Source organism: Variovorax sp. PMC12 (genome assembly GCF_003019815.1).
Taxonomy (GTDB): domain Bacteria; phylum Pseudomonadota; class Gammaproteobacteria; order Burkholderiales; family Burkholderiaceae_C; genus Variovorax.
Genome location: NZ_CP027773.1, coordinates 4,553,574 through 4,571,852 on the forward strand (window position 1 = coordinate 4,553,574; position 18,279 = coordinate 4,571,852).

At 66.9% G+C, this 18,279-nt stretch carries 16 protein-coding genes; 6 read left to right on the plus strand and 10 right to left on the minus strand.

What is annotated here, in order from left to right; translation table 11 throughout:
• Positions 1-20: 20 nt before the first annotated feature.
• Positions 21-1,346 (minus strand): hypothetical protein, encoded by a 1,326-nt coding sequence (locus C4F17_RS32845; RefSeq protein ID WP_159053682.1) that lies wholly within the window; start codon positions 1,344-1,346, stop codon positions 21-23.
• Between the two features lie 188 nt (positions 1,347-1,534).
• Between C4F17_RS32845 and C4F17_RS21105 the strand changes: the two genes are divergently transcribed.
• Positions 1,535-3,535, plus strand: a complete 2,001-nt coding sequence (locus tag C4F17_RS21105; RefSeq protein ID WP_106937639.1) for a PEP/pyruvate-binding domain-containing protein — start codon at positions 1,535-1,537, stop codon at positions 3,533-3,535.
• Positions 3,536-3,573: 38 nt separating this feature from the next.
• On the opposite strand, the gene C4F17_RS21110 is transcribed toward C4F17_RS21105, so the two are convergent.
• The 5 genes from C4F17_RS21110 to C4F17_RS21125 all read right to left on the minus strand — a co-directional run bounded on the left by C4F17_RS21110 (position 3,574) and on the right by C4F17_RS21125 (position 8,574).
• A complete protein-coding gene (locus C4F17_RS21110) occupies positions 3,574-3,891 on the minus strand; it encodes a DUF2645 family protein (RefSeq protein ID WP_106936554.1) in 318 nt (105 codons plus the stop codon).
• Positions 3,892-3,893: 2 nt separating this feature from the next.
• Positions 3,894-4,601, minus strand: a complete 708-nt coding sequence (locus C4F17_RS32850; RefSeq protein WP_159053683.1) for a hypothetical protein — start codon at positions 4,599-4,601, stop codon at positions 3,894-3,896.
• Positions 4,602-4,812: 211 nt separating this feature from the next.
• Positions 4,813-6,738, minus strand: coding sequence for a TRAP transporter large permease (locus C4F17_RS21115; protein WP_106936555.1), 1,926 nt, complete (start codon positions 6,736-6,738; stop codon positions 4,813-4,815).
• The gene (locus tag C4F17_RS21120) at positions 6,735-7,364 is read right to left on the minus strand and encodes a TRAP transporter small permease subunit (RefSeq protein WP_106937640.1); all 630 of its coding nucleotides are present in this window, start codon (positions 7,362-7,364) and stop codon (positions 6,735-6,737) included. Before C4F17_RS21120 ends, C4F17_RS21115 begins: the two co-directional genes overlap by 4 nt.
• Positions 7,365-7,458: 94 nt before the next feature.
• On the minus strand, positions 7,459-8,574 hold the full coding sequence (locus C4F17_RS21125; protein ID WP_106936556.1) for a TRAP transporter substrate-binding protein: 1,116 nt from the start codon (positions 8,572-8,574) through the stop codon (positions 7,459-7,461).
• A 177-nt stretch (positions 8,575-8,751) separates the two neighbouring features.
• Here C4F17_RS21125 and C4F17_RS21130 point away from each other — a divergent pair, with 177 nt between their 5' ends.
• The 3 genes from C4F17_RS21130 (at position 8,752) to C4F17_RS21140 (ending at position 11,858) form a co-directional block, all read left to right on the plus strand.
• Positions 8,752-9,162, plus strand: a complete 411-nt coding sequence (locus C4F17_RS21130; RefSeq protein ID WP_106936557.1) for a rhodanese-like domain-containing protein — start codon at positions 8,752-8,754, stop codon at positions 9,160-9,162.
• A 159-nt stretch (positions 9,163-9,321) separates the two neighbouring features.
• Entirely contained in the window at positions 9,322-10,854 is a 1,533-nt protein-coding gene (locus C4F17_RS21135) for an FGGY-family carbohydrate kinase (protein WP_106936558.1), read from the plus strand.
• A 41-nt stretch (positions 10,855-10,895) separates the two neighbouring features.
• A complete protein-coding gene (locus C4F17_RS21140; RefSeq protein ID WP_159053684.1) occupies positions 10,896-11,858 on the plus strand; it encodes a helix-turn-helix domain-containing protein in 963 nt (320 codons plus the stop codon).
• Here the strand turns inward: C4F17_RS21140 and C4F17_RS21145 are convergent.
• Positions 11,824-12,834 carry a LacI family DNA-binding transcriptional regulator gene (locus tag C4F17_RS21145; protein ID WP_106936560.1) on the minus strand — a complete coding sequence of 337 codons (1,011 nt, stop codon included), beginning with the start codon at positions 12,832-12,834 and terminating at the stop codon, positions 11,824-11,826. The genes C4F17_RS21140 and C4F17_RS21145 overlap by 35 nt on opposite strands.
• A gap of 205 nt (positions 12,835-13,039) precedes the next feature.
• On the opposite strand from C4F17_RS21145, the gene C4F17_RS21150 reads away from it, so the two are divergent.
• Positions 13,040-13,819 carry a type III pantothenate kinase gene (locus C4F17_RS21150; protein ID WP_081270411.1) on the plus strand — a complete coding sequence of 260 codons (780 nt, stop codon included), beginning with the start codon at positions 13,040-13,042 and terminating at the stop codon, positions 13,817-13,819.
• Positions 13,820-13,831: 12 nt separating this feature from the next.
• On the opposite strand, the gene C4F17_RS21155 is transcribed toward C4F17_RS21150, so the two are convergent.
• The 3 genes from C4F17_RS21155 to C4F17_RS21165 are packed head-to-tail and all read right to left on the minus strand — an operon-like array spanning position 13,832 to position 16,894.
• Positions 13,832-15,160 (minus strand): serine hydrolase domain-containing protein, encoded by a 1,329-nt coding sequence (locus tag C4F17_RS21155; protein WP_106936561.1) that lies wholly within the window; start codon positions 15,158-15,160, stop codon positions 13,832-13,834.
• A gap of 32 nt (positions 15,161-15,192) precedes the next feature.
• A complete protein-coding gene (locus C4F17_RS21160; RefSeq protein WP_106936562.1) occupies positions 15,193-16,008 on the minus strand; it encodes a crotonase/enoyl-CoA hydratase family protein in 816 nt (271 codons plus the stop codon).
• A gap of 37 nt (positions 16,009-16,045) precedes the next feature.
• On the minus strand, positions 16,046-16,894 hold the full coding sequence (locus C4F17_RS21165) for a 3-hydroxybutyryl-CoA dehydrogenase (protein ID WP_106936563.1): 849 nt from the start codon (positions 16,892-16,894) through the stop codon (positions 16,046-16,048).
• Between the two features lie 175 nt (positions 16,895-17,069).
• On the opposite strand from C4F17_RS21165, the gene purT reads away from it, so the two are divergent.
• A complete protein-coding gene (gene purT / locus C4F17_RS21170) occupies positions 17,070-18,272 on the plus strand; it encodes a formate-dependent phosphoribosylglycinamide formyltransferase (protein WP_106936564.1) in 1,203 nt (400 codons plus the stop codon).
• Positions 18,273-18,279: the final 7 nt, after the last annotated feature.

An 18,279-nucleotide genomic window follows, 5' to 3' on the forward strand; every position in this document is an offset into this window, starting at 1 on the left:
GCGCCCCGTGCCCGGAAGAGTCAGCGAGAGTCCGGCGAGGTCCAGAGCCGCTTCAGGTCTTCGCCCTGGCCTTGTTGCTGCTGCGGCGTTGCGGCAGGGCCGCGTTGCTGTTGCTGCTGTATCGCACGAAGCTGCGCTTCCTGGGCCTGGCGCAGTGCGTTCTGCTGCGCCGCCTGCTGGGCCTGCACCTGCTGCTGCATCTGTACGGCGCGCAGTTGCATCTCCTGCTGCTGGCGAAGCTGCAGTTGCTGCTGCTGGACTTGCGCCGCCTGCTGCGCCGCGCGCTGTTGCTGTTGAAGCAGCTGCTGTTGCTGCTGGGCCTGCGCCTGCGCGGCGCGCAGCTGCATTTCCTGTTGCTGGCGCAGGGCCTGCTGTTGCTGCTGCTGGAGCTGCAACTGCATCTGCTGTTGTTGCTGCTGTTGCCGCCAGCGGTCCTGCTCGGCGCGATCGTGCCACTCGCGGCGCTGCTGCCATTCGCGCTGCTGGCGCCATTCCTGGTCGCGGCCCCAATCTTCCTGCTGGCGGAGTTCCTCCTGCTGCTGGCGCCACTCCTGCTCGCGCTGCCAGGCCAGCTGTTGCTCCTGCTGCGCCCTGTAGTCGGGCTCGTAGCGCACCTGCGGCGGCGGCACGGCCACCACCGCCGGTTGCACCAGCAGGCCGGGCGGCTCGAAGTGTGCGGTGCCGGAGTAGCGGTCCTCGTTCCGGTCGCGCTCGGCCACCCAGGCGTCGAAGCCGGCGTTCTGCACCCGCTGGGTCTGCACGACCGCCAGGTCGCGTCCGGACACGGTCGTCTGCTGGCGGTCGGTCAGCAACTGCGAGGCGCCGTTCCTTCCGTACAGCGTGAGCCGGCCCGACGCCACCGCCACCCAGGTGGTGGAAGTGGCGGTGTCCGCGGCAAAGCGGTATTCGCCCGGCGCGGTGATCACAGCCTGCAGGTTGCCGGTGTGGATCTTCAGGCGCTGGCCCGCCAGGCCGTCGCGCACGCGCAGCTGCAGCTCGCCCTGGGTGGTGGTGATGTCCACGAAGTTGCCGTCGAGTCCCGAGAACTCCACCTGCGTCTGGCTGCCCAGCCGCAGCGCCACCGGGCCGATGTAGAACTCGGCGCGCGCGTTGCGGTCGGTCCAGACGCGGTCGCCGACCGACAGCGTGCTGCCTTGCCGGGCCGCCTGCCAGCGGTCCTGGCCGGCGGGCGCGATGCTCACGGTGCCCTGTTGCTGGTTCAGGCGTGCGATCTGGCCCTGTGGGCCGGGCTGGGCGCCGGCCGCGATGCCGGCGCCCAGGAGCGCCAGGCCGAGCAGCCACTGTTGCAGCGGGCGACGAATGCGCCCGGGTGTCTTGCGGTTCATGTGTTTCCTCTGATCCCCGGATGTACGAAGCGGTCCGGTCGCTTGGTTTGCCTGTTTGTAACGCGCGAGAATCCGCTGCCGCTGTCAGCGCCGTCCCCTTGCTTGGTGAAGCGCAGGTGCATTCGGCAACCAGCTGTAAGGAGGGAACAGAGGTGAAGAACGAAAACAACGCGCGCCTTGAGGGCGAAATGTGCTTCCACAAGAGATGGCCGGCGCTGCTGGCGCTGTGCATCGCCGCCACCGCGGCGGTGCCGGCCGCCGCCCAGCTCGCGCGCAAGCCTTCTTACTATCAGCAACAGAACCAGCAGGGCCCGGTCCAGCCGCAGGGGGCGCGTCCGGCGGTGCCGTCGTCGCTGCCGGCGCTGCGCAGCCAGGGCGACTTCGACCAGCTCGCGCGCGTCTACGACGCCGGCACGCCGATGCAGCTGGCTCACGTGCTGTTCGTCGTCGACCTGAAGGCGAAGCCGGCGCCGCGCATGTACTACATCGACACGCCGCGCTACCAGCTGCACGTGCGGTTCCTGCGCGGCACGCGGCTGGCGCCCGACACCGCCAAGCGCGAGATCGATCGCAACTACCTCGTGCCCGACCGCCGCTTCCTGTTCGGCACGCTGAGCTGGCAGCAGAACATCGGCGCCTTCAGCTACGAATTCTGGGAAGGCGACCGGCTCACCGCGCCGCTGCTGCGGCAGGCCGATGCGCAGGTGAAGGCCAGCTTCTTCGCGCCCGTGAAGTTCAAGACCAACTCCACGCTGCACGAGCGAATTGCCATGGAAACCGGCATCGACTATGTGAGCCAGGAGGCGCTGATCCGCGAGCAGCCCTATCTGCCGATGAACGTCGGCACCGCCACCGGCCGCGTGCGCGTGGTGGAAGACGAGTCGGGCATCAACGCACTGCTGCCCGACGACATCGCGGTGCTGCGGCAGGTGCCCCTGAGCCTGCCGCCGGTGGCGGGCGTGCTGACCGAGCGGCCGTCCACGGCGCTGTCGCACGTCAACCTGCTGGCCAAGGGCTGGGGCATTCCGAACGCCTATGTGCGCGACGCGGCGACGGTGCTGAAGGAGCACGCGGGCCAGTGGGTGGCGCTGAAGGTCGCGGCCTCGGGCTACCAAGTGCGCCGCCTCACGGCCGATGAGATCGCGGCGCTGCCGCCGCGCGCGGTGCGCACCGCGTCCGCCGGCGCCACGCCCGGCGGTGCGAAGGCCATCAACCCCGACCTGCGCGAGACCCGCCTGCTGCCGCTGGCCTCGCTGCGCGCCCGCAACAGCGCGCAGTGCGGCACCAAGGCCGCCAACCTCGGCGCCATGCAGGCCGCACGCATTCCGGGCACGTCGGTGCCCGACGGCTTCTGCGTGCCCTTTGCCCACTACGACCGCTTCATGCGTGCCAACGGCCTGGGCGAGCGCATCGCGCGCATGCAGCAGCAACCCGGCTTCGCGAGCGACCCCAAGGTCCGCCAGAAGGCGCTGGCGCAGCTGCGCGACGAGATCGTTCAATGGCCGGTCGATGCGGCCACTGCCGCTTCATGGCGCGCGGCATGGCAGTCGCAATTGGGCGGGGGGGGCGTGTTCGTGCGCAGCTCGTCCAACTCCGAAGACCTGCCCGGCTTCAGCGGCGCGGGGCTCTACACCACCGTGCCCAACGTCAAGACCGGCGACGCGCTCGAGGCCGCGGTCAAGAAGGTCTGGGCTTCGGTCTTCAACCCCGAGGCATGGGAGGCGCGCGGCGCCGCGGGCTTCGGCGCCGAGTCGGTGCTGATGGGCGTGTTCGTGCAGACCGCCATCGACTCCACCAACGCCGGCGTGCTGATCACCCGCGACCCCTTCGACGCGGGGCATGCGCATGTCACCTACATTTCGGCCAAGCGCGGCATCGGCATCCGCGTGGTCGAGGGGCAGCGGGTGGCGGAGCAGGTGATGTATTCGAGCTGGTCCAAGGCCATCCAGGTGCTGAGCCGCTCGGCCGAAGACACGGCGTTGCAGCTCGACAAGGACGGCGGCGTGAAGGAAGTGCCGCTGCAGGCCGGGCGCAACGTGCTGACCGACGAACTGGTGGTGCGCCTGGCCAATGTGGGCGCGGCGGTGAAGCGCACCTTCAACGCGGTCGACCAGGACATCGAATGGGCGACGGTGGGCGACAGGATCGTGCTGCTGCAGGCGCGGCCTTATGTGGAGCGGCGGCGCTGAGACAGGGCCGCGAACCTTCAACCCTTTGCCTTGCCAGCTCAGCACAACGGGTAATAGATAAAAAAACGCCACCCCCAAACCGCGAGCAAGGCAATGGCAATCCAAAGGGAGTAATGTATTTTTCTTTCTCTGATTGACTGGATTGCTGCAAAGACAAAGAGTGGAATTAAAAAGGCGGCAGAGAAAAATCTGGTGCTGATGTCATTGTCAATAGGCAATCCACAAAAAGTCAGCCCGTCGGATTTTGCACTCGGCTCGTCCAACATCCATTCATACTTGTTCATGGGCATGAGAAGCATCAGGGCAATGCAAAATAATGCATACGCCGATACAACTGCCAGGCCTATTCTTTTCATCGTCAGACTTTTTCGAGAAGCATTGAGATATGGTCACGCTGCTCCAGCATTCTGCGCCCATATTCGGAAAATTGCCTGCCTTGGCTCCCAGGGGGGAGCTTTATTGAATCTATAAATTCATTCAACGCACGCTCGATGCCTCGGTTATAGCGAGAGCCTGCGACGATGAATTGTTCATCAGTGAGATTTGAAGTATCGGTGCCTGGGTAGTCGTACAGGATCAGATTTTTCAGATGCAGGGCAACGACGTTCAAATTGAACGTGTCGGTCTCAAGGCACGCAATCAGGTTCATTCGATCGGAGTACGACAACAGTTCGATCGGTATGCCTAGCTCTTTGGAGGCAACCCGCAGCTGGATGCTGACCGCGCCAACCGATGTTTCTTCGGGCGGCTTTCCAAATTTGACGGGTCTGCCAGCCAGTGTTCGCTGCAACGTGCGTCCTTGGAATACCGGTCTTTTAATGCCGTCGGGTTTGCCGCCCACTTCGGCCCAAGCGACGCAGCCGAGCATCGCAGGAGGGATTCGGTATTGCTCCGCCGCATCTTTTATACGGAATTTATTGTAAACGACCCAACCGTCTTTGTACGCTTGCAGATATGCTCGCCCGCCACCCATTTTTTCCGATAATACGCGCCATTTGAAAACGTCCCAACTTTTCCATTTGGGATGATTTGAATTGTCCGGCGCGCAAAACTCCCTGCCGCTCATGTGCCACTCCCTTTTTAATTTGAGGCATCATGGTAGGGGCGCTCGGCTCAGTCTGCTATGTCTCAAGTAGCAGCCTGAGAATTTCTGCACGCTTGAGCATATATTTGCTCATAGGAATGCGGTTCATGCGGGAGCAGGTCGCAAAGGCGGCTCGGCTCTTTATCGTCAATGGAACCGCGCCGGAGTGGACGCAGAGCGCGACGACATTGCTCTACTTGTAGAGCAGCTGCGGCAGCCACAACCCGATCTGCGGCCATGTGTACAGCAGCACGATCGCCAGCACCTGGATGCCCATGAAGGGCAACATGCCCAGGAAGATCTGGTTGAGCGTCACGTGCGGCGGGCTCACGCCCTTCAGGTAGAAGGCCGCCATGGCCACTGGAGGCGACAGGAAGGCCGTCTGCAGGTTCAGCGCCACCAGCAGCCCGAAGAACAGCGGGTCGACGCCGAAGTTGTCGAGCAGCGGGATGAAGATGGGCATGAAGATCACGATGATCTCGGTCCACTCTAGCGGCCAGCCCAGCAGGAAGATGATGACCTGGCTCAGGATCAGGAACTCCACCTTCGTGAGGTTCATGCCCAGCACCCACTCTTCCACCAGCGCCTGCCCGCCCAGCAGCGCGAATGCGGCCGAGAAGATGGCCGAGCCCACGAAGAGCCAGCACACCATGGCCGATGTCTTGGCCGTGAGGAACACCGACTCCTTCAGCACCGTGAGGTTCAGCCGCCGGTAGGCCGCGGCCAGCAGCATGCCGCCGAGCGCGCCCATGGCGGCCGCCTCGGTCGGCGTGGCAAGGCCCAGCACGATGGAGCCCAGCACCGAAAGGATCAGCAGCACCAGCGGGAAGAACGACGCCAGCAGCATCTTGAAGATCTCGAGCCGCGCGAAGCTCAGGAACAGGTAGAACAGCGTGACGATGGCGCCGAAGATCGCGAAGGTGACCCACCACCAGGTGGGCGCGGGGCGCTCGGTGGCGGCTTCGGCGGCACTTTCGGCGGCGCCTCGTGCTGCTTCTGCCGGCTCGGCCAGCGGCGCGGAGGCCGCGGCGGGCTCCGGCGCCTGTTCACCGCCGGGGGGCTCCTGCAGGCCTTCTTCGCGCGGCGGCTCCTGCAGCCCGCCCTCGGACGGCGGTTCCTGCAAGCCGCCCGCGGCGGGTGCGCTGCGCACGGCGCCGATCTCCTCGATGTCGTAGCGCGCCTGCGCCTCCACTGTGGTCACGGCCTTGTAGCTGAAGGCCGCCAGCAGCAGGAAGATCACGCCGGGCATCGCGACGATGCCGAGCTGCTTCAGTACATGCGAGAGCGGCACGCCGGCGTTGCGCCGCCCCTTGACCAAGCCCACCAGCGCATGCGCGGCGGGGCTTTCGGCCAGCCGCTGCGACAGCGGCGGCAGCGGCACCACGCGCTCGGCCTGCGACAGCGGCGGCGCCCACTGCGGCTTGATCCACGCGATGATGATCACGTACAGCACATAGAGCGAAGCCAGCATCAGCCCCGGAAAGAATGCGCCCGCATACAGCTGCACCACCGAGACCCCGGCCGTCGCGCCGTAAACGATCAGCAGCACCGACGGCGGAATCAGGATGCCCAGGCAGCCGCCCGCCGTGATCGCGCCCGCGGCCAGCGGCACGCTGTAGCCCGCGCGCAGCATGGCCGGCAGCGCCAGCAGGCCCATCAGCGTGACCACCGCGCCCACGATGCCGGTGGCCGTCGCGAATATGGTGCAGGTGACCAGCGTCGCCACCGCGAGCGCGCCCGGCAGCCGCGCGAGCGCCAGGTGCAGGCTCTTGAACAGCGATTCGATGAGGTTCGCGCGCTCCACCAGGTAGCCCATGAACACGAACAGCGGCACCGCGATGAGCACGTCGTTGGCCATGGTCTTGAAGGCCGACTGCACCATCAGGTCGAGCGTTCGGTGCCAGTCGCGGTCGTAGGCGAGCCAGGTGAAGATCATGCCCATGCCCATCAGCGTGAACGCCGTGGGAAAGCCCAGCATGATGGCCACGACCACCAGCGACAGCATCAGCAGCCCGAGGTGGCCGTTGGTGATGGTGGGCGCATTGGCCAGCACGGTGCCGGCGCCGATCACGATCAGCGCCATGAACGACAGGCCGAACCAGAGTTCGCGGCGGATCATCGCGCGCCCCCGGTGGCTGTCTGCCCCACCACCACGCGGTCGAGCGCGGCGATGTCCTCGTCTTTCACGTGCACCATTTCCTTGAGCTTCTCGACGTCGACCTCTTCCACGTCCTGCTCGCGCGAAGGCCATGCGCCCTGCCGGATGCACTGCACGCAGCGGATGATCTCGACGATGCCCTGCAGCAGCAGCGTGAAGCCCGCGAGCGGGATGATGTACTTGAAGGGGTACAGCGGCAGCGGCTCGGCCGAGAAGGTCTGCTCGCGGATGGCGAGCGACTCGCCCGCGTAGATCCAGCCGGCCCAGGTGAGCGCGACGATGCCCGGCAGGAAGAACACGATGTACAGCGCCAAGTCGACCGTCGCCTGCGTGCGCGGACGAAAGAAGCCGTAGAGCACGTCGCCGCGCACGTGGCCGTTCTTCGAGAGCGTGTAGGCGCCGGCGGTCATGAACATCGCGCCGTACAGCATGATCTGCGCGTCCAGCACCCAGGCGTGCGGCTTGTTGAGCGCATAGCGCGAGAACACCTCCCAGCTGATGAGCAGCGTGAGCAGCAGCGCGCACCAGGCGAAGGTCTTGCCGATCCATGTGGAGAACCGGTCGACCGCCAGCAGGAAAGATTGCATCGGAACGAACTCCTCGCCGCGACCCGTGCGCGGCATGCGTGCAGGCATGAAAAAGAGGGCGCCGCCCGGGCGCCCTCGCGTCACATGAATCGCATCAGGCCTTCCTGGCCTGTCGTCCGAAATAGTGGTTGTAGGCCATCTTGAAATCGACCGAGTAGTCGTTCTGCCACTGGCCGGCGCGTTCGGCAAAGGCACGCTGCGAGTCGAGCACCTTCTTGAACATCGGGTTCTCGGCCGACTTCTTCGCGATGGTCTTGTCCCATGAGGCGAGCTGCGCGCGCAGCACCGCGTCGGGCGTCTTGTAGAACTTGATGCCGGACTTCTTCAGCTCTTCGTAGTCCTTCGAGTTGCGGTCGATGGCCTTCCAGCTCATGTCGGCGCTGGCCGCCTGCGTGGCGTATTCGATGATGGACTTGAGCTCGGGCGGCAGCGACTTCAGCTTGCTGCCGTTGAACAGCACCTCGAACTGTTCGCCGCTCTGGTGGAAGCTCTGCAGCATGCAGTTCTTCGCCACGTCGGGAAAGCCCAGCACGCGGTCGCTCGATGCGTTGTTGAACTCGGCCGCGTCGATCAGGCCGCGGTCCAGCGCGGGCACGATCTCGCCGCCGGGCAGCGGGTTCACGGCGGCGCCCATGTCGGTGAACACGTCCACGGCCAGGCCCACGGTGCGGAACTTCAGGCCCTTCATGTCCTCGGCCTTGGCCACCGGTTTCTTGAACCAGCCCAGCGGCTGCGTGGGCATGGGGCCGTAGAGGTAGGAGGCCACGTCGAGGTTCAGGCCCTTGTAGATCTCGTCCATCAGCGCCTTGCCGCCACCGTAGGTGTGCCAGGCCAGGATCATGTTGGCGTCCATGCCGTAGCCGGGGCCCGAGCCCCACAGCGCGAGCGCGGAGTTCTTGCCGTACCAGTACGCGACCACGCCGTGGCCGCCGTCGAGCGTGCCCTTGGCCACCGCGTCGAGCAGCTGGAATGCGGGCACCACCGAGCCGGCCGGCAGCACCTCGATCTTCAGGCGGTTGCCCGCCATGTCATTGACCTTCTTGGCGTAGTCCTGCGCGTACTCGTGGAAGATGTCTTTCGCGGGCCAGGTGCTCTGGAAGCGCAAGGATGCGGTCTGGGCCATGCTGACCATCGGCACGGACATGGCACCGGCGGCCACGGCGGCGCCCTTGAGCAGCCCGCGGCGGCGGGGCAGTTTGCTGTCTGTCATTTGTCTCTCTCCAATTGGCTGTTCTGACTGGGGGAACCCAGGCTGCCGTCTTGGAGTTATGGTTTGACAGGCCCAAGCCGCCATCTTTGGCGCACAGGAACACGCAACAAACAGGGTTTTCACGAAGCGGTGAAAAATTCCGGTCATTGAAAACCCGCATTCCAAGGAAGAAAGCAGATGACTGATCCCGTCGAGAACAAGGGCTACGCCGGCGACGTGACGCCCGAGCAGGCCGCGCAATGGATGGCCGGCGGCCAGGCCGTGATGGTCGACGTGCGCACCGACGCCGAGCGCGAGTGGGTCGGCTACGTGCCCGGCGCCGTGCCGCTGGCCTGGAAGCAATGGCCGGGCATGGCGATGAACCCGGCCTTCGACGACGGCGTGCGCGCGGCGGCCGAGGGCGGCAGGAAACTGGTGATGCTGTGCCGCAGCGGCGTGCGCTCCATCGCTGCCGCGAAGCGCGCGACCGAACTGGGCGTGGAGGCATACAACATCCTCGAAGGTTTCGAGGGCAATCCGGACGAGAACGGCCACCGTGGCCTGACCGGCGGCTGGCGCAAGCGCGGGCTGCCCTGGAAGCAGAACTAGGCGTCGGGGAGGGCGCGCACCGCGCCCCACAAGCCGCAAGCGCGATGAGGTAAACCCCGATGGCCGTGCGGCCAGTGCCTCAATACGATTGCGCAGCGGCGCACAATCGATTGTGCGCCCCGCATCGGCTCACTCCCTGCATTCCCTCTTCTCGTCCCCATGAAGCACGCATTGCTCGGCATCGACGTCGGAACCTACAGCAGCAAGGCCACCCTGACGACGTTCGACGGACGCATCCTCAACACCGCCACGATCCCCCACGACATCAGCCTGCCGCACCCCGGGCACGTGGAGCAGGACGCCGACAAGGTCTGGTGGCACGACGTCGGCGCGCTGTGCAGGAAGGTGATGGAAGGCACCGGCCTGAGCGGGCAGGACGTCGCCGCGCTGGCCGTGAGTGCGATCGGCCCCTGCGTGGTGCCGCTGGATGCCCGGATGCGCCCGCTGCGCCCCGCCATCCTGTACGGCGTGGACGTGCGCGCGCAGGCGGAGATCGCCGAGATCGAGGCGGAGTTCGGCGCCGCGGCCATTCGCGAGTTCTCGCTGATGGACCTCACCAGCCAGGCCATCGGGCCGAAGATCCGCTGGCTTCGCAAGCATGAGCCCGATGTCTGGGCGGCAACCGCGCATCTGGCCACGGCCAGCTCCTACCTGGGCTGGCGCCTCACGGGGCAGCATCGCATCGACCGGCACACGGCCAGTCACTACATGCCCCTCTACAACCCCCGCACGGGCATGTGGGACGAGCGCTTCAATCGCGCCTTCGTGCCGTTGCATGCGCTGCCCCGGCCCGCCTGGTCCGACGAGATCGCCGGCGAGATCACCGCGCAGGCCGCGCAAGCCACCGGCCTTTCCGCGGGAACTCCGGTGGCCGTGGGCGCGGTCGACGCATTGAGCGAGGCGATCAGCGTGGGTGCGGTCGCCCCCGGCGACCTGATGGTGATGTATGGAAGCACCACCTTCTTCGTGCTGGTGCAGGACAGCCCGACGCCCGATCCGCGGGTCTGGACTGTGGCGGGCGCCTACGAAGGGCAATTCAACCTGGCCGCCGGCATGAGCACCACGGGCAGCCTGACGCGCTGGTTCAAGGACGAGCTTGCGCGCGACCTCGCCGAGCCCGGTGGCTACGCCGCGCTTTTCGACGGCGCCGCCAATGTGGCGCCGGGCGCTGGCGGATTGCTGGTGCTGCCGTATTTCAGCGGCGAGCGCACGCCCATCAACGACACGCGGGCCAGCGGCGTGATCGCGGGGCTGAGCCTGTCGCATTCCAGGGAGCAGCTTTTCAGGGCCGTGCTGGAAGGGGTGGGCTTCGGTGTGCGCCACAACCTCGAAGCCTTCGCCGACATCGGCGCGAAGGTCGATCGCGTGGTGGCCGTCGGCGGCGGCGCACAAGGCAACACCTGGCTGCAGATCGTCTCCGACATCGCGCAGGTGGAGCAGGAAGTGCCGGCCGTGACCGTCGGCGCGAGCTTCGGCAATGCCTTCCTGGCGGGCTGCGCGGCGGGCCTCGTGCAGCGCGGCGACATCGGCCGGTGGGTCCGGCCCGGGCGTCGCATCGTGCCGGACCCTTCGCGGCGCGCGCTCTACGACGACATGTACGCCCAGTACCGCAAGCTCTACGACGGCACCCGCGACGTGATGCATGCATTGAAATCCATCGCGGCGGGCCAGGCGGATTCGAGGCCGCAATAGCCGGTCGCCAGGGCTGCACCTCCAACGCTCGAAGGCTCCCCGTGGAAGATCCGTCCCAGGCCCGGTGCGATGCCGTGTTCGAGAGCGAACTGGCGCGGCGCGTCGAGCTGGGCATCGAGCCATCGGGCGGCATCAGTTGCCATACCCATGCAACGCCCTCGCCGCTGGAGCGATGGCACTATCACGACGACTATGAACTCCAGCTCGTCCTCCGGACCTCGGGGCGCACCTACGTCGGAAACCATGTCGGAGAGTTCAAGCCGGGGTCCATCGTCCTGATCGGTCCTCGGGTTCCGCACAACCTGGTCTCCCTCGATGCGCCGGCCAGCGGAACGCGCGAGCGCAGCGTCGTGATCCATTTCCCGGGGGACCTGATGCCCAAGGCGGTGGAGCTCTTCCCGGATCTGCACGACGTGGTGTCGCTGCTGGACCGCGACCGCTGCGGAATCGAGTTCATGGATGCTGGCCGTGAACTGCAGGACGGTTTTCGCCTGGTACAAAACACTTTCGGCGTTGCCCGCTTCAGCGCCCTGGCCGAATTGCTGCAATGCCTGGGGCGGTGGCCCAGGTTTCGGTTGCTCTCCTCGACCTCCATTCCGGGCGCACGAGACGAGCGCAAGACCGTCCTGGACCGGCGGGTCGACAAGGTGCTCGAGCTTGTCTATCAAAACTATGCCGACAGCCTGTCGCTGGCCGACGCCAGCCATTGCGCCGGCGTCGGCCTCAACGGCTTCTCCAGGCTGTTCAAGAGGGCGACCGGCAGTACCTTCACCGACTTCCTGATCAGCGTGCGGATCGCCAGGGCCTGCGAGTTGCTGAGCAGGAAAGACCCGCAGGTCTCCAGCATCTGCTACCTGGTGGGCTTCAACAACATTTCCAATTTCAACCGGCACTTCCGGCGACTGAAAGGCATGACGCCGAGCGAATACCGGATGCACATGTCGGGCCGGTTCGGCGGCGCGCAGCGACTCAGGCTTCGACCAGCTCAGGGCGGATCCGGATGACCTCGGCGGGATCGAAGCGGCCCGAATCGATGATCTCGAAGGCCCTTCCGAGCAGGCCCGGGATGTCCTGCCGCACCATGAGCAATGGAAAGCTCAGGCAGGTCGCAAAAGGATCCCAGTCGTAGCTGCCGATGGCGCATTGGCGGACCTCGTCGAGCGGGACGGTCTTGAGAAACCGCACCACGCCCTCCAGCGCGATGGTCGAGTTCACGAACAGCCCGCGCGGCAGGCCTCCCATGCGCTGGCAGAGCGATCGCACCGAGGCTTCCGCCTGGTCCGCTTCGTAGCCGCAGGCATCGATGTCCGCACGGTCCAGGCTGCCGAACGCGTCGGCGATGGCTTCGGAAAATCCCTCGATCCGCTGCACCGTGTTGTGCTCGCCCGGAATGCCGCCCACGAAACAGAAGCGGTCGCGCCGCCCGGCACGCGGCGCCTTCGATCGCTCGATGAGCTTCGCCGTGAGTTCACGCGCGCCCCAACGGTTGTCTGAAACCACCGAAGGCGCGAGCGTGCCCGGCAGGTCGACATTCAGGTGTGCAATGCCGTGGTGCGCGCAGATCCTGCTCACCGCGTCGGGGTCGGAGGCGCCGGTCACCAGCAGGTATTCGACCTGGTAGGAGATCAGGGTGTGTGCCGTCTCTGCTTCCAGCTCCGGGTCGCGCAGCGTGCTGACCACGATGGGATAGAGATGCCGCTCGCGCGCCAGCCGCTCGAAGGTCTGCGACATGGCGCTGAAGAAGCGGTTGTCGTGCATCGGAATGAGCATGCCGATCAGCCCGGAGCGCTTGCGCCGCAGGCCGCTGGCCTGCCGGTTGAGCGTGTATTTCAGGTCTTTCGCGAGTGCGAGGACGCGTGCCGCAGTTTCCTCGCCGATGCGCCGGCTCTTCCAGGTGCCATTGAGGATCGCGCTGACCGTGGATGCGGAAGTCTCGGCAAGCCGAGCCAGATCGTAGATGGTCGGTTCGCGACGGCTCATCGGTGCCGCCCGGCGGGGCGATCGCACGGCGCCCCGGCTGCGGGGGTGGACGATCGGTTGGCGTCAGGCTTCCACTTCATCGATGGAAGTTTACGCGCCCGTGTACAGCGCCGAGCCTGTCGAGCCGCGGCCCGGCACGTGCCCTTGCCGCGTATGCGACGCACGCGCCAGCATGCCTGGACACAAAGTCGCAATAATCCGGCGCATGGCATCCCCCTTCCTCGCTATCGATATCGGCAACACCCGCCTCAAGTGGGCGCTCTACGATGCGGCCCGCCCCGGCGCCGTGTTGCAGGCGCAGGGAGCGGAATTCCTGGACCACATCGAGCGGCTGGCCGACGGCCCGTGGGCCGACCTGCCCGCGCCCGGCGCCATGCTGGGCTGCGTGGTGGCCGGCGACGCGGTGCGCCGCCGCGCCGAGGAGCAGATCGTCGAGCGCTTCGACTGCACGCCGCGCTGGGTCATGCCGAGCGCGGGCGAGGCCGGCATCGTCAACGGCTACGACCACCCGACCCGGCTGGGCGCCGACCGCTTCGTGGCGATGATCGGCGCGCGCCACCGCATGCTGGCCGAGCAGCCGGGCGAGCCGCCGCGGCCGATGGTGGTGGTGCTGATCGGCACGGCCGTGACGGTCGAGGCGATCGATGCCGAAGGCAAGTTCCTCGGCGGCCTGATCCTGCCGGGCCACGGCATCATGCTGCGCGCGCTGGAGTCGGGCACGGCCGGGCTGCATGTGCCGACCGGCGAAGTGCGCGAATTTCCCACCAACACCAGCGACGCGCTCACCAGCGGCGGCACCTACGCCATCGCCGGCGCCGTCGAGCGGATGGTGCAGCACGTGCGCTCGCACTGCGGCGCCGAGCCGGCCTGCTACATGACCGGCGGCGCGGGCTGGAAGATGGCGCCCGTCATGAACGGGCATTTCGAGCTGGTCGAGAGCCTGATCATGGACGGGCTGCTGGTCATCGCTGAAGCACGCGGCTGAGCCTCGCCGGGCTCAGCGGCGCATCAGCGCCTCGCCCATCGCCTGGAACGCGGGCAGCGTCAGCGGGTCGTTCGCGCCGTTGGCCGCCACCGGATGCGCCGCATAGCGCACGATGACCATCTCGGCCTTCGGGTCCACATAGATGCTCTGGCCGTGGATGCCGCGCGCCATGTAGGCGCCATGCGGGTTGTGCGAGACCCACCACATGTCGCGGTAAGACCAGCCCTGCAGCAGCGGGTAGCCGGCCTTGACGAACTTGGCCGGGTCGCCGCCGCGGCGGATGTCTTCCACCACCGCCTTCGGAATGGCCTGCTGGCCGTTGGACGCGCGGCCGTCGTTGCGCATGGTCTCGCCGAAGCGGGCCAGGTCGCGCAGCACGGTGTTCAGGCCGCCGCCGCCCGACTCGGTGCCGATGCGGTCGACCATGAAGTAGGCGTCCTGCTCGGCGCCGATGCGCCGCCAGATCTTCTCGCTCAGCAGGTCGGCCAGCGACTGGTTGCTGGCGCGGCGAAGAATCCAGGCCAGCACCTCGGCGTTGACGGTCTTGTAGGCGAAGGCATCGCCATGCTCGCCTTCCTTCTTCAGCGTGACCAGGAATTCGTAGAACGACTTCGGTCCGGTGTAGTTCTGGCCCTGGGTGAGCATGCCGCCGGCGCGGGCGTAGTCCCAGATCTCGGCCTTGGGGTCGGCGTAGTTCTCGGAGTAGTGCACGCCCACGGTCATGTCCATCACCTGGCGCACGGTGGCGTCGCCGTATGCCGTGTCCTTCAGCTCGGGGATGTATCTGGTGACGGGCGCGGCCGGATCCAGCCTGCCTTCGTCCGCGAGGATGGCGGCCAGCGTGCCCACGAAGGACTTGGTGACCGACATCGCGATGTGCGGACGCTCGGGCGTGAGCGCGCCGAAGTACTTTTCGTAGACCACCTTGCCGCGGTGCATCACGAGGATGCCGTCGGTGTAGGTGCCGGAGATCATCTGGGCGAAGTTGAGCGTCTGGTCGCTGCCCAGGGGTTTGAACGTGACGGCCTCGATCTGGACCGGCGAGGTCCCCGACGGCAGCGGGCTGGCCGCGCCGGCGCCGCGCCACACGTTGACGGTGGGCACGGTCTCGCGCACGTGCGAGAAGCTCCAGCGGGTGCGCGGAAACACGCCGCCGGCCGGGTTGTCGAAGGTGATGAGCTTGTCGGGCGGGGGCGGGAAGCCCTTCATCCAGCCCATCGCGTCGACCGAAGTGGCCGCGGGGTCCGGCAGCGCGGCGGGCGTGGAGGTCTGGGCGGAAGTGGTGTTCACGGCGAGCAGGGTGAATGCAGCGGCAAGCGCCGTGCGAATGAAGACGGACATGTTGTTTGTTGTTCTGGGTGAAGACGGGGGAATCAGCGGCCGCTGAAGCGCGCGGGCCGGCGTTCGACGAAAGAGCGCACGCCTTCGACCGCGTCCTCGCTGTTCGACAGGCGCTTCTGCGTCTCGATGAATTCCGACACCGCCGCCAGCGGACCTTGCTCCACCGCCTTGATCACGTTGAGCCGCGTGGCCACCACCGCCAGCGGCGCCTGCGCCGCGATGCGCTGGGCGATGGCCAGCGCCGCATCGAGCTCCTGCCCGGCCGGCACCACCTTCTGCACGAAGTTGAGGCGATAGGCCTCGGCGCTGTCGAACTCGTCGGCCGTGAGCAGGTGCAGCATCGCGTTGCCCACGCCCGCGCGCTCGGCCATGCGCAGCGTGGCGCCGCCCGTGGCCATGATGCCGCGCTGCACTTCCATCTGCGAGAAGCGGCAGTTGTCTGCCGCCACCACGATGTCCGCGCCCAGCATCAGTTCGATGCCCACCGTGAAGCAGATGCCCTTGACGGCCACCACCATCGGCTTGGTGCGGCGGCGGTAGCCGGGCAGGCCGAAGTCGTGCGGCTCCACCAGGCCGGCGGGAATGGCCTTCTCGCCACGCTTCATGTACTCGGTGACCGCAGGCAGGTCGAGGCCCGCCGTGAAGTGGTCGCCGAACGCATGCAGCACGCCCACGCGCAGGTCCGGGTCGTCGTCGAGCCGGGTGTAGGCCTCGGCCAGCTGCCTGAACATCGGCGGCGTCCAGCCGTTGCGCTTGGCCGGGCGGTTGATGCCGATCAGCAGCACGTGGCCGAGCACCTGGGTGTCGATGCAGCCTTCTGCGGGCGGGGTGGTGGGGGTCGCGGTCATCGGTGTTGTCTCCGTGTTGTCGTTATGGCTGCGCGGCTCAGTACGTGTACACGCCGCGGCCGGTCTTGCGGCCCAGCTGGCCCGCCGCCACCATTTCCTTGAGCAGCGGGCAGGGGCGGTACTTGGAGTCGCCGAACTGCTCGAGGTAGACCTCCATCACCGCCAGGCACACGTCCAGGCCGATCATGTCCGCCAGCGCGAGCGGGCCGATGGGCTGGTTGCAGCCCAGCTTCATGCCGGCGTCGATGTCTTCCGCCGTGGCGATGCCTTCGGCCAGCACGAAGAAAGCCTCGTTGATCATCGGCACCAGGATGCGGTTGACCACGAAGCCCGGCGCGTTCTTCACCGTGATCGGCGACTTGCCCAGGCGCTCGGCCAGTTCCTTCACCGTGTCGTGCGTGGCGTCGCTCGTGAGGTAGCCGCGGATCAGCTCCACCAGCGCCATCATCGGCACCGGGTTGAAGAAGTGCATGCCGATGAAGCGGTCGGCGCGCGAGGTGGCGGCGGCCAGCTGCGTGATCGAGATCGACGAGGTGTTCGAGGCGATGATGACCTCGGGCGCCAGCATCTCGTCGACCTGCTTGAGGATCTTGAGCTTGAGCGCGTGGTTCTCGGTGGCCGCCTCGATGACCAGTTGCGCGCTCTTCAGGTCTTCGTAGCTGGTGGAGCCCTGGATGAGGGCCAGCGCGGCGGTCTTCTGCTCGGTGGTGAGCTTTTCCTTCTTGATGAGGCGGTCGAGGCTGCCCGACACCGTGGCCAGGCCCTTGTCGACCGCCGCCTGGGCGATGTCGACCATCACCACCTTCACGCCGGCCACCGCGCAGGCCTGCGCGATGCCGTTGCCCATTGTTCCGGCGCCGATGATGCCGACAGTCTGGATAGCCATGAGAGAACTCCTTGAAGAAACGAAAAAGTGGGGTGCACGGGGCGGTCGCCGCGGCAGGAACATCGATTGTGAATCAGCCCCACGGCCCCGCCGTTGCCGCGTGTGACACCTGCGCCGCGCGGGTGGCTTACAGTGCTGCGGTTGCTTTTTTCCCCTCTTTTCCCGATCCCCGACCATGACCACCCTCGGCACCCCCCTTTCCCCCTCCGCCACCCGCGTGATGCTGCTCGGCTCCGGTGAACTCGGCAAGGAGGTGCTGATCGCCCTGCAGCGCCTCGGCGTCGAGACCATCGCCGTCGACCGCTACGAGAACGCCCCCGGCCAGCAGGTGGCCCACCATGCCCGCACCATCACCATGAGCGACCCCGAGCAGCTCAAGGCGCTGATCGAGGCCGAGAAGCCCGCGCTGGTGGTGCCCGAGATCGAGGCCATCGCCACGCCCATGCTGCAGCAGCTCGAAGACGCCGGCGTGGTGCGCGTCATTCCCACCGCCCGCGCCGCCCGCCTCACGATGGACCGCGAAGGCATCCGCCGCCTGGCCGCCGAGACGCTGGGCGTGCCCACCAGCCCCTACAAGTTCTGCGACTCGCTGGCCGAGCTGCAGGCCGCCATCGACGAGGGCATCGGCTACCCCTGCATCGTCAAGCCCGTGATGAGCAGCTCCGGCAAGGGCCAGAGCAAGATCGACGGCCCGGCCGACGTGCAGAAGGCCTGGGACTACGCCATGGCCGGCGGCCGCGTGAGCCATGGCCGCGTGATCGTCGAAGGCTTCATCGACTTCGACTACGAGATCACCCTGCTGACCGTGCGCGCCAAGGATGCCTCCGGCGCCTTGGAAACGAAGTTCTGCGACCCCATCGGCCACGTGCAGGTGAGCGGCGACTACGTCGAAAGCTGGCAGCCCCACCCCATGGCCCCCGCCGCGCTGCAGAAGGCGCAGCAGATCGCGCAGGCCGTCACGGCCGACCTGGGCGGCCAGGGCCTGTTCGGCGTGGAGCTGTTCGTGAAGGGCGACGAGGTGTGGTTCAGCGAAGTGAGCCCGCGCCCGCACGACACCGGCATGGTCACCATGGCCACGCAGTGGCAGAACGAATTCGAGCTGCATGCGCGCGCCATCCTCGGCCTGCCGGTGGACACATCGCTCAAGAGCCCGGGCGCCAGCGCGGTGATCTACGGCGGCGTGGACGCCACCGGCATCGCCTTCGACGGCGTGGCCGACGCGCTGCAGGTGCCCGGCAGCGACATCCGCCTGTTCGGCAAGCCGGAGAGCTTCACCAAGCGCCGCATGGGCGTGGCGCTGGTGCACGCGGGCGACACCGACACGGCCCGCAAGCTCGCCAAGGAAGCCGCCTCGCGCGTGAAGCCGCGCAAGGCCTGAGCGGGGC

Excerpts from the sequence above, each read along its gene's own strand:
- C4F17_RS32845 (WP_159053682.1), bottom strand. The coding sequence starts at position 1,346 with ATGAACCGCAAGACACCCGGGCGCATTCGTCGCCCGCTGCAACAGTGG.
- C4F17_RS21105 (WP_106937639.1), top strand. The coding sequence starts at position 1,535 with ATGTGCTTCCACAAGAGATGGCCGGCGCTGCTGGCGCTGTGCATCGCC.
- C4F17_RS21110 (WP_106936554.1), bottom strand. The coding sequence starts at position 3,891 with ATGAAAAGAATAGGCCTGGCAGTTGTATCGGCGTATGCATTATTTTGC.
- C4F17_RS32850 (WP_159053683.1), bottom strand. The coding sequence starts at position 4,601 with ATGAGCGGCAGGGAGTTTTGCGCGCCGGACAATTCAAATCATCCCAAA.
- C4F17_RS21115 (WP_106936555.1), bottom strand. The coding sequence starts at position 6,738 with ATGATCCGCCGCGAACTCTGGTTCGGCCTGTCGTTCATGGCGCTGATC.
- C4F17_RS21120 (WP_106937640.1), bottom strand. The coding sequence starts at position 7,364 with ATGCAATCTTTCCTGCTGGCGGTCGACCGGTTCTCCACATGGATCGGC.
- C4F17_RS21125 (WP_106936556.1), bottom strand. The coding sequence starts at position 8,574 with ATGACAGACAGCAAACTGCCCCGCCGCCGCGGGCTGCTCAAGGGCGCC.
- C4F17_RS21130 (WP_106936557.1), top strand. The coding sequence starts at position 8,752 with ATGACTGATCCCGTCGAGAACAAGGGCTACGCCGGCGACGTGACGCCC.
- C4F17_RS21135 (WP_106936558.1), top strand. The coding sequence starts at position 9,322 with ATGAAGCACGCATTGCTCGGCATCGACGTCGGAACCTACAGCAGCAAG.
- C4F17_RS21145 (WP_106936560.1), bottom strand. The coding sequence starts at position 12,834 with ATGAGCCGTCGCGAACCGACCATCTACGATCTGGCTCGGCTTGCCGAG.
- C4F17_RS21150 (WP_081270411.1), top strand. The coding sequence starts at position 13,040 with ATGGCATCCCCCTTCCTCGCTATCGATATCGGCAACACCCGCCTCAAG.
- C4F17_RS21155 (WP_106936561.1), bottom strand. The coding sequence starts at position 15,160 with ATGTCCGTCTTCATTCGCACGGCGCTTGCCGCTGCATTCACCCTGCTC.
- C4F17_RS21160 (WP_106936562.1), bottom strand. The coding sequence starts at position 16,008 with ATGACCGCGACCCCCACCACCCCGCCCGCAGAAGGCTGCATCGACACC.
- C4F17_RS21165 (WP_106936563.1), bottom strand. The coding sequence starts at position 16,894 with ATGGCTATCCAGACTGTCGGCATCATCGGCGCCGGAACAATGGGCAAC.
- purT (WP_106936564.1), top strand. The coding sequence starts at position 17,070 with ATGACCACCCTCGGCACCCCCCTTTCCCCCTCCGCCACCCGCGTGATG.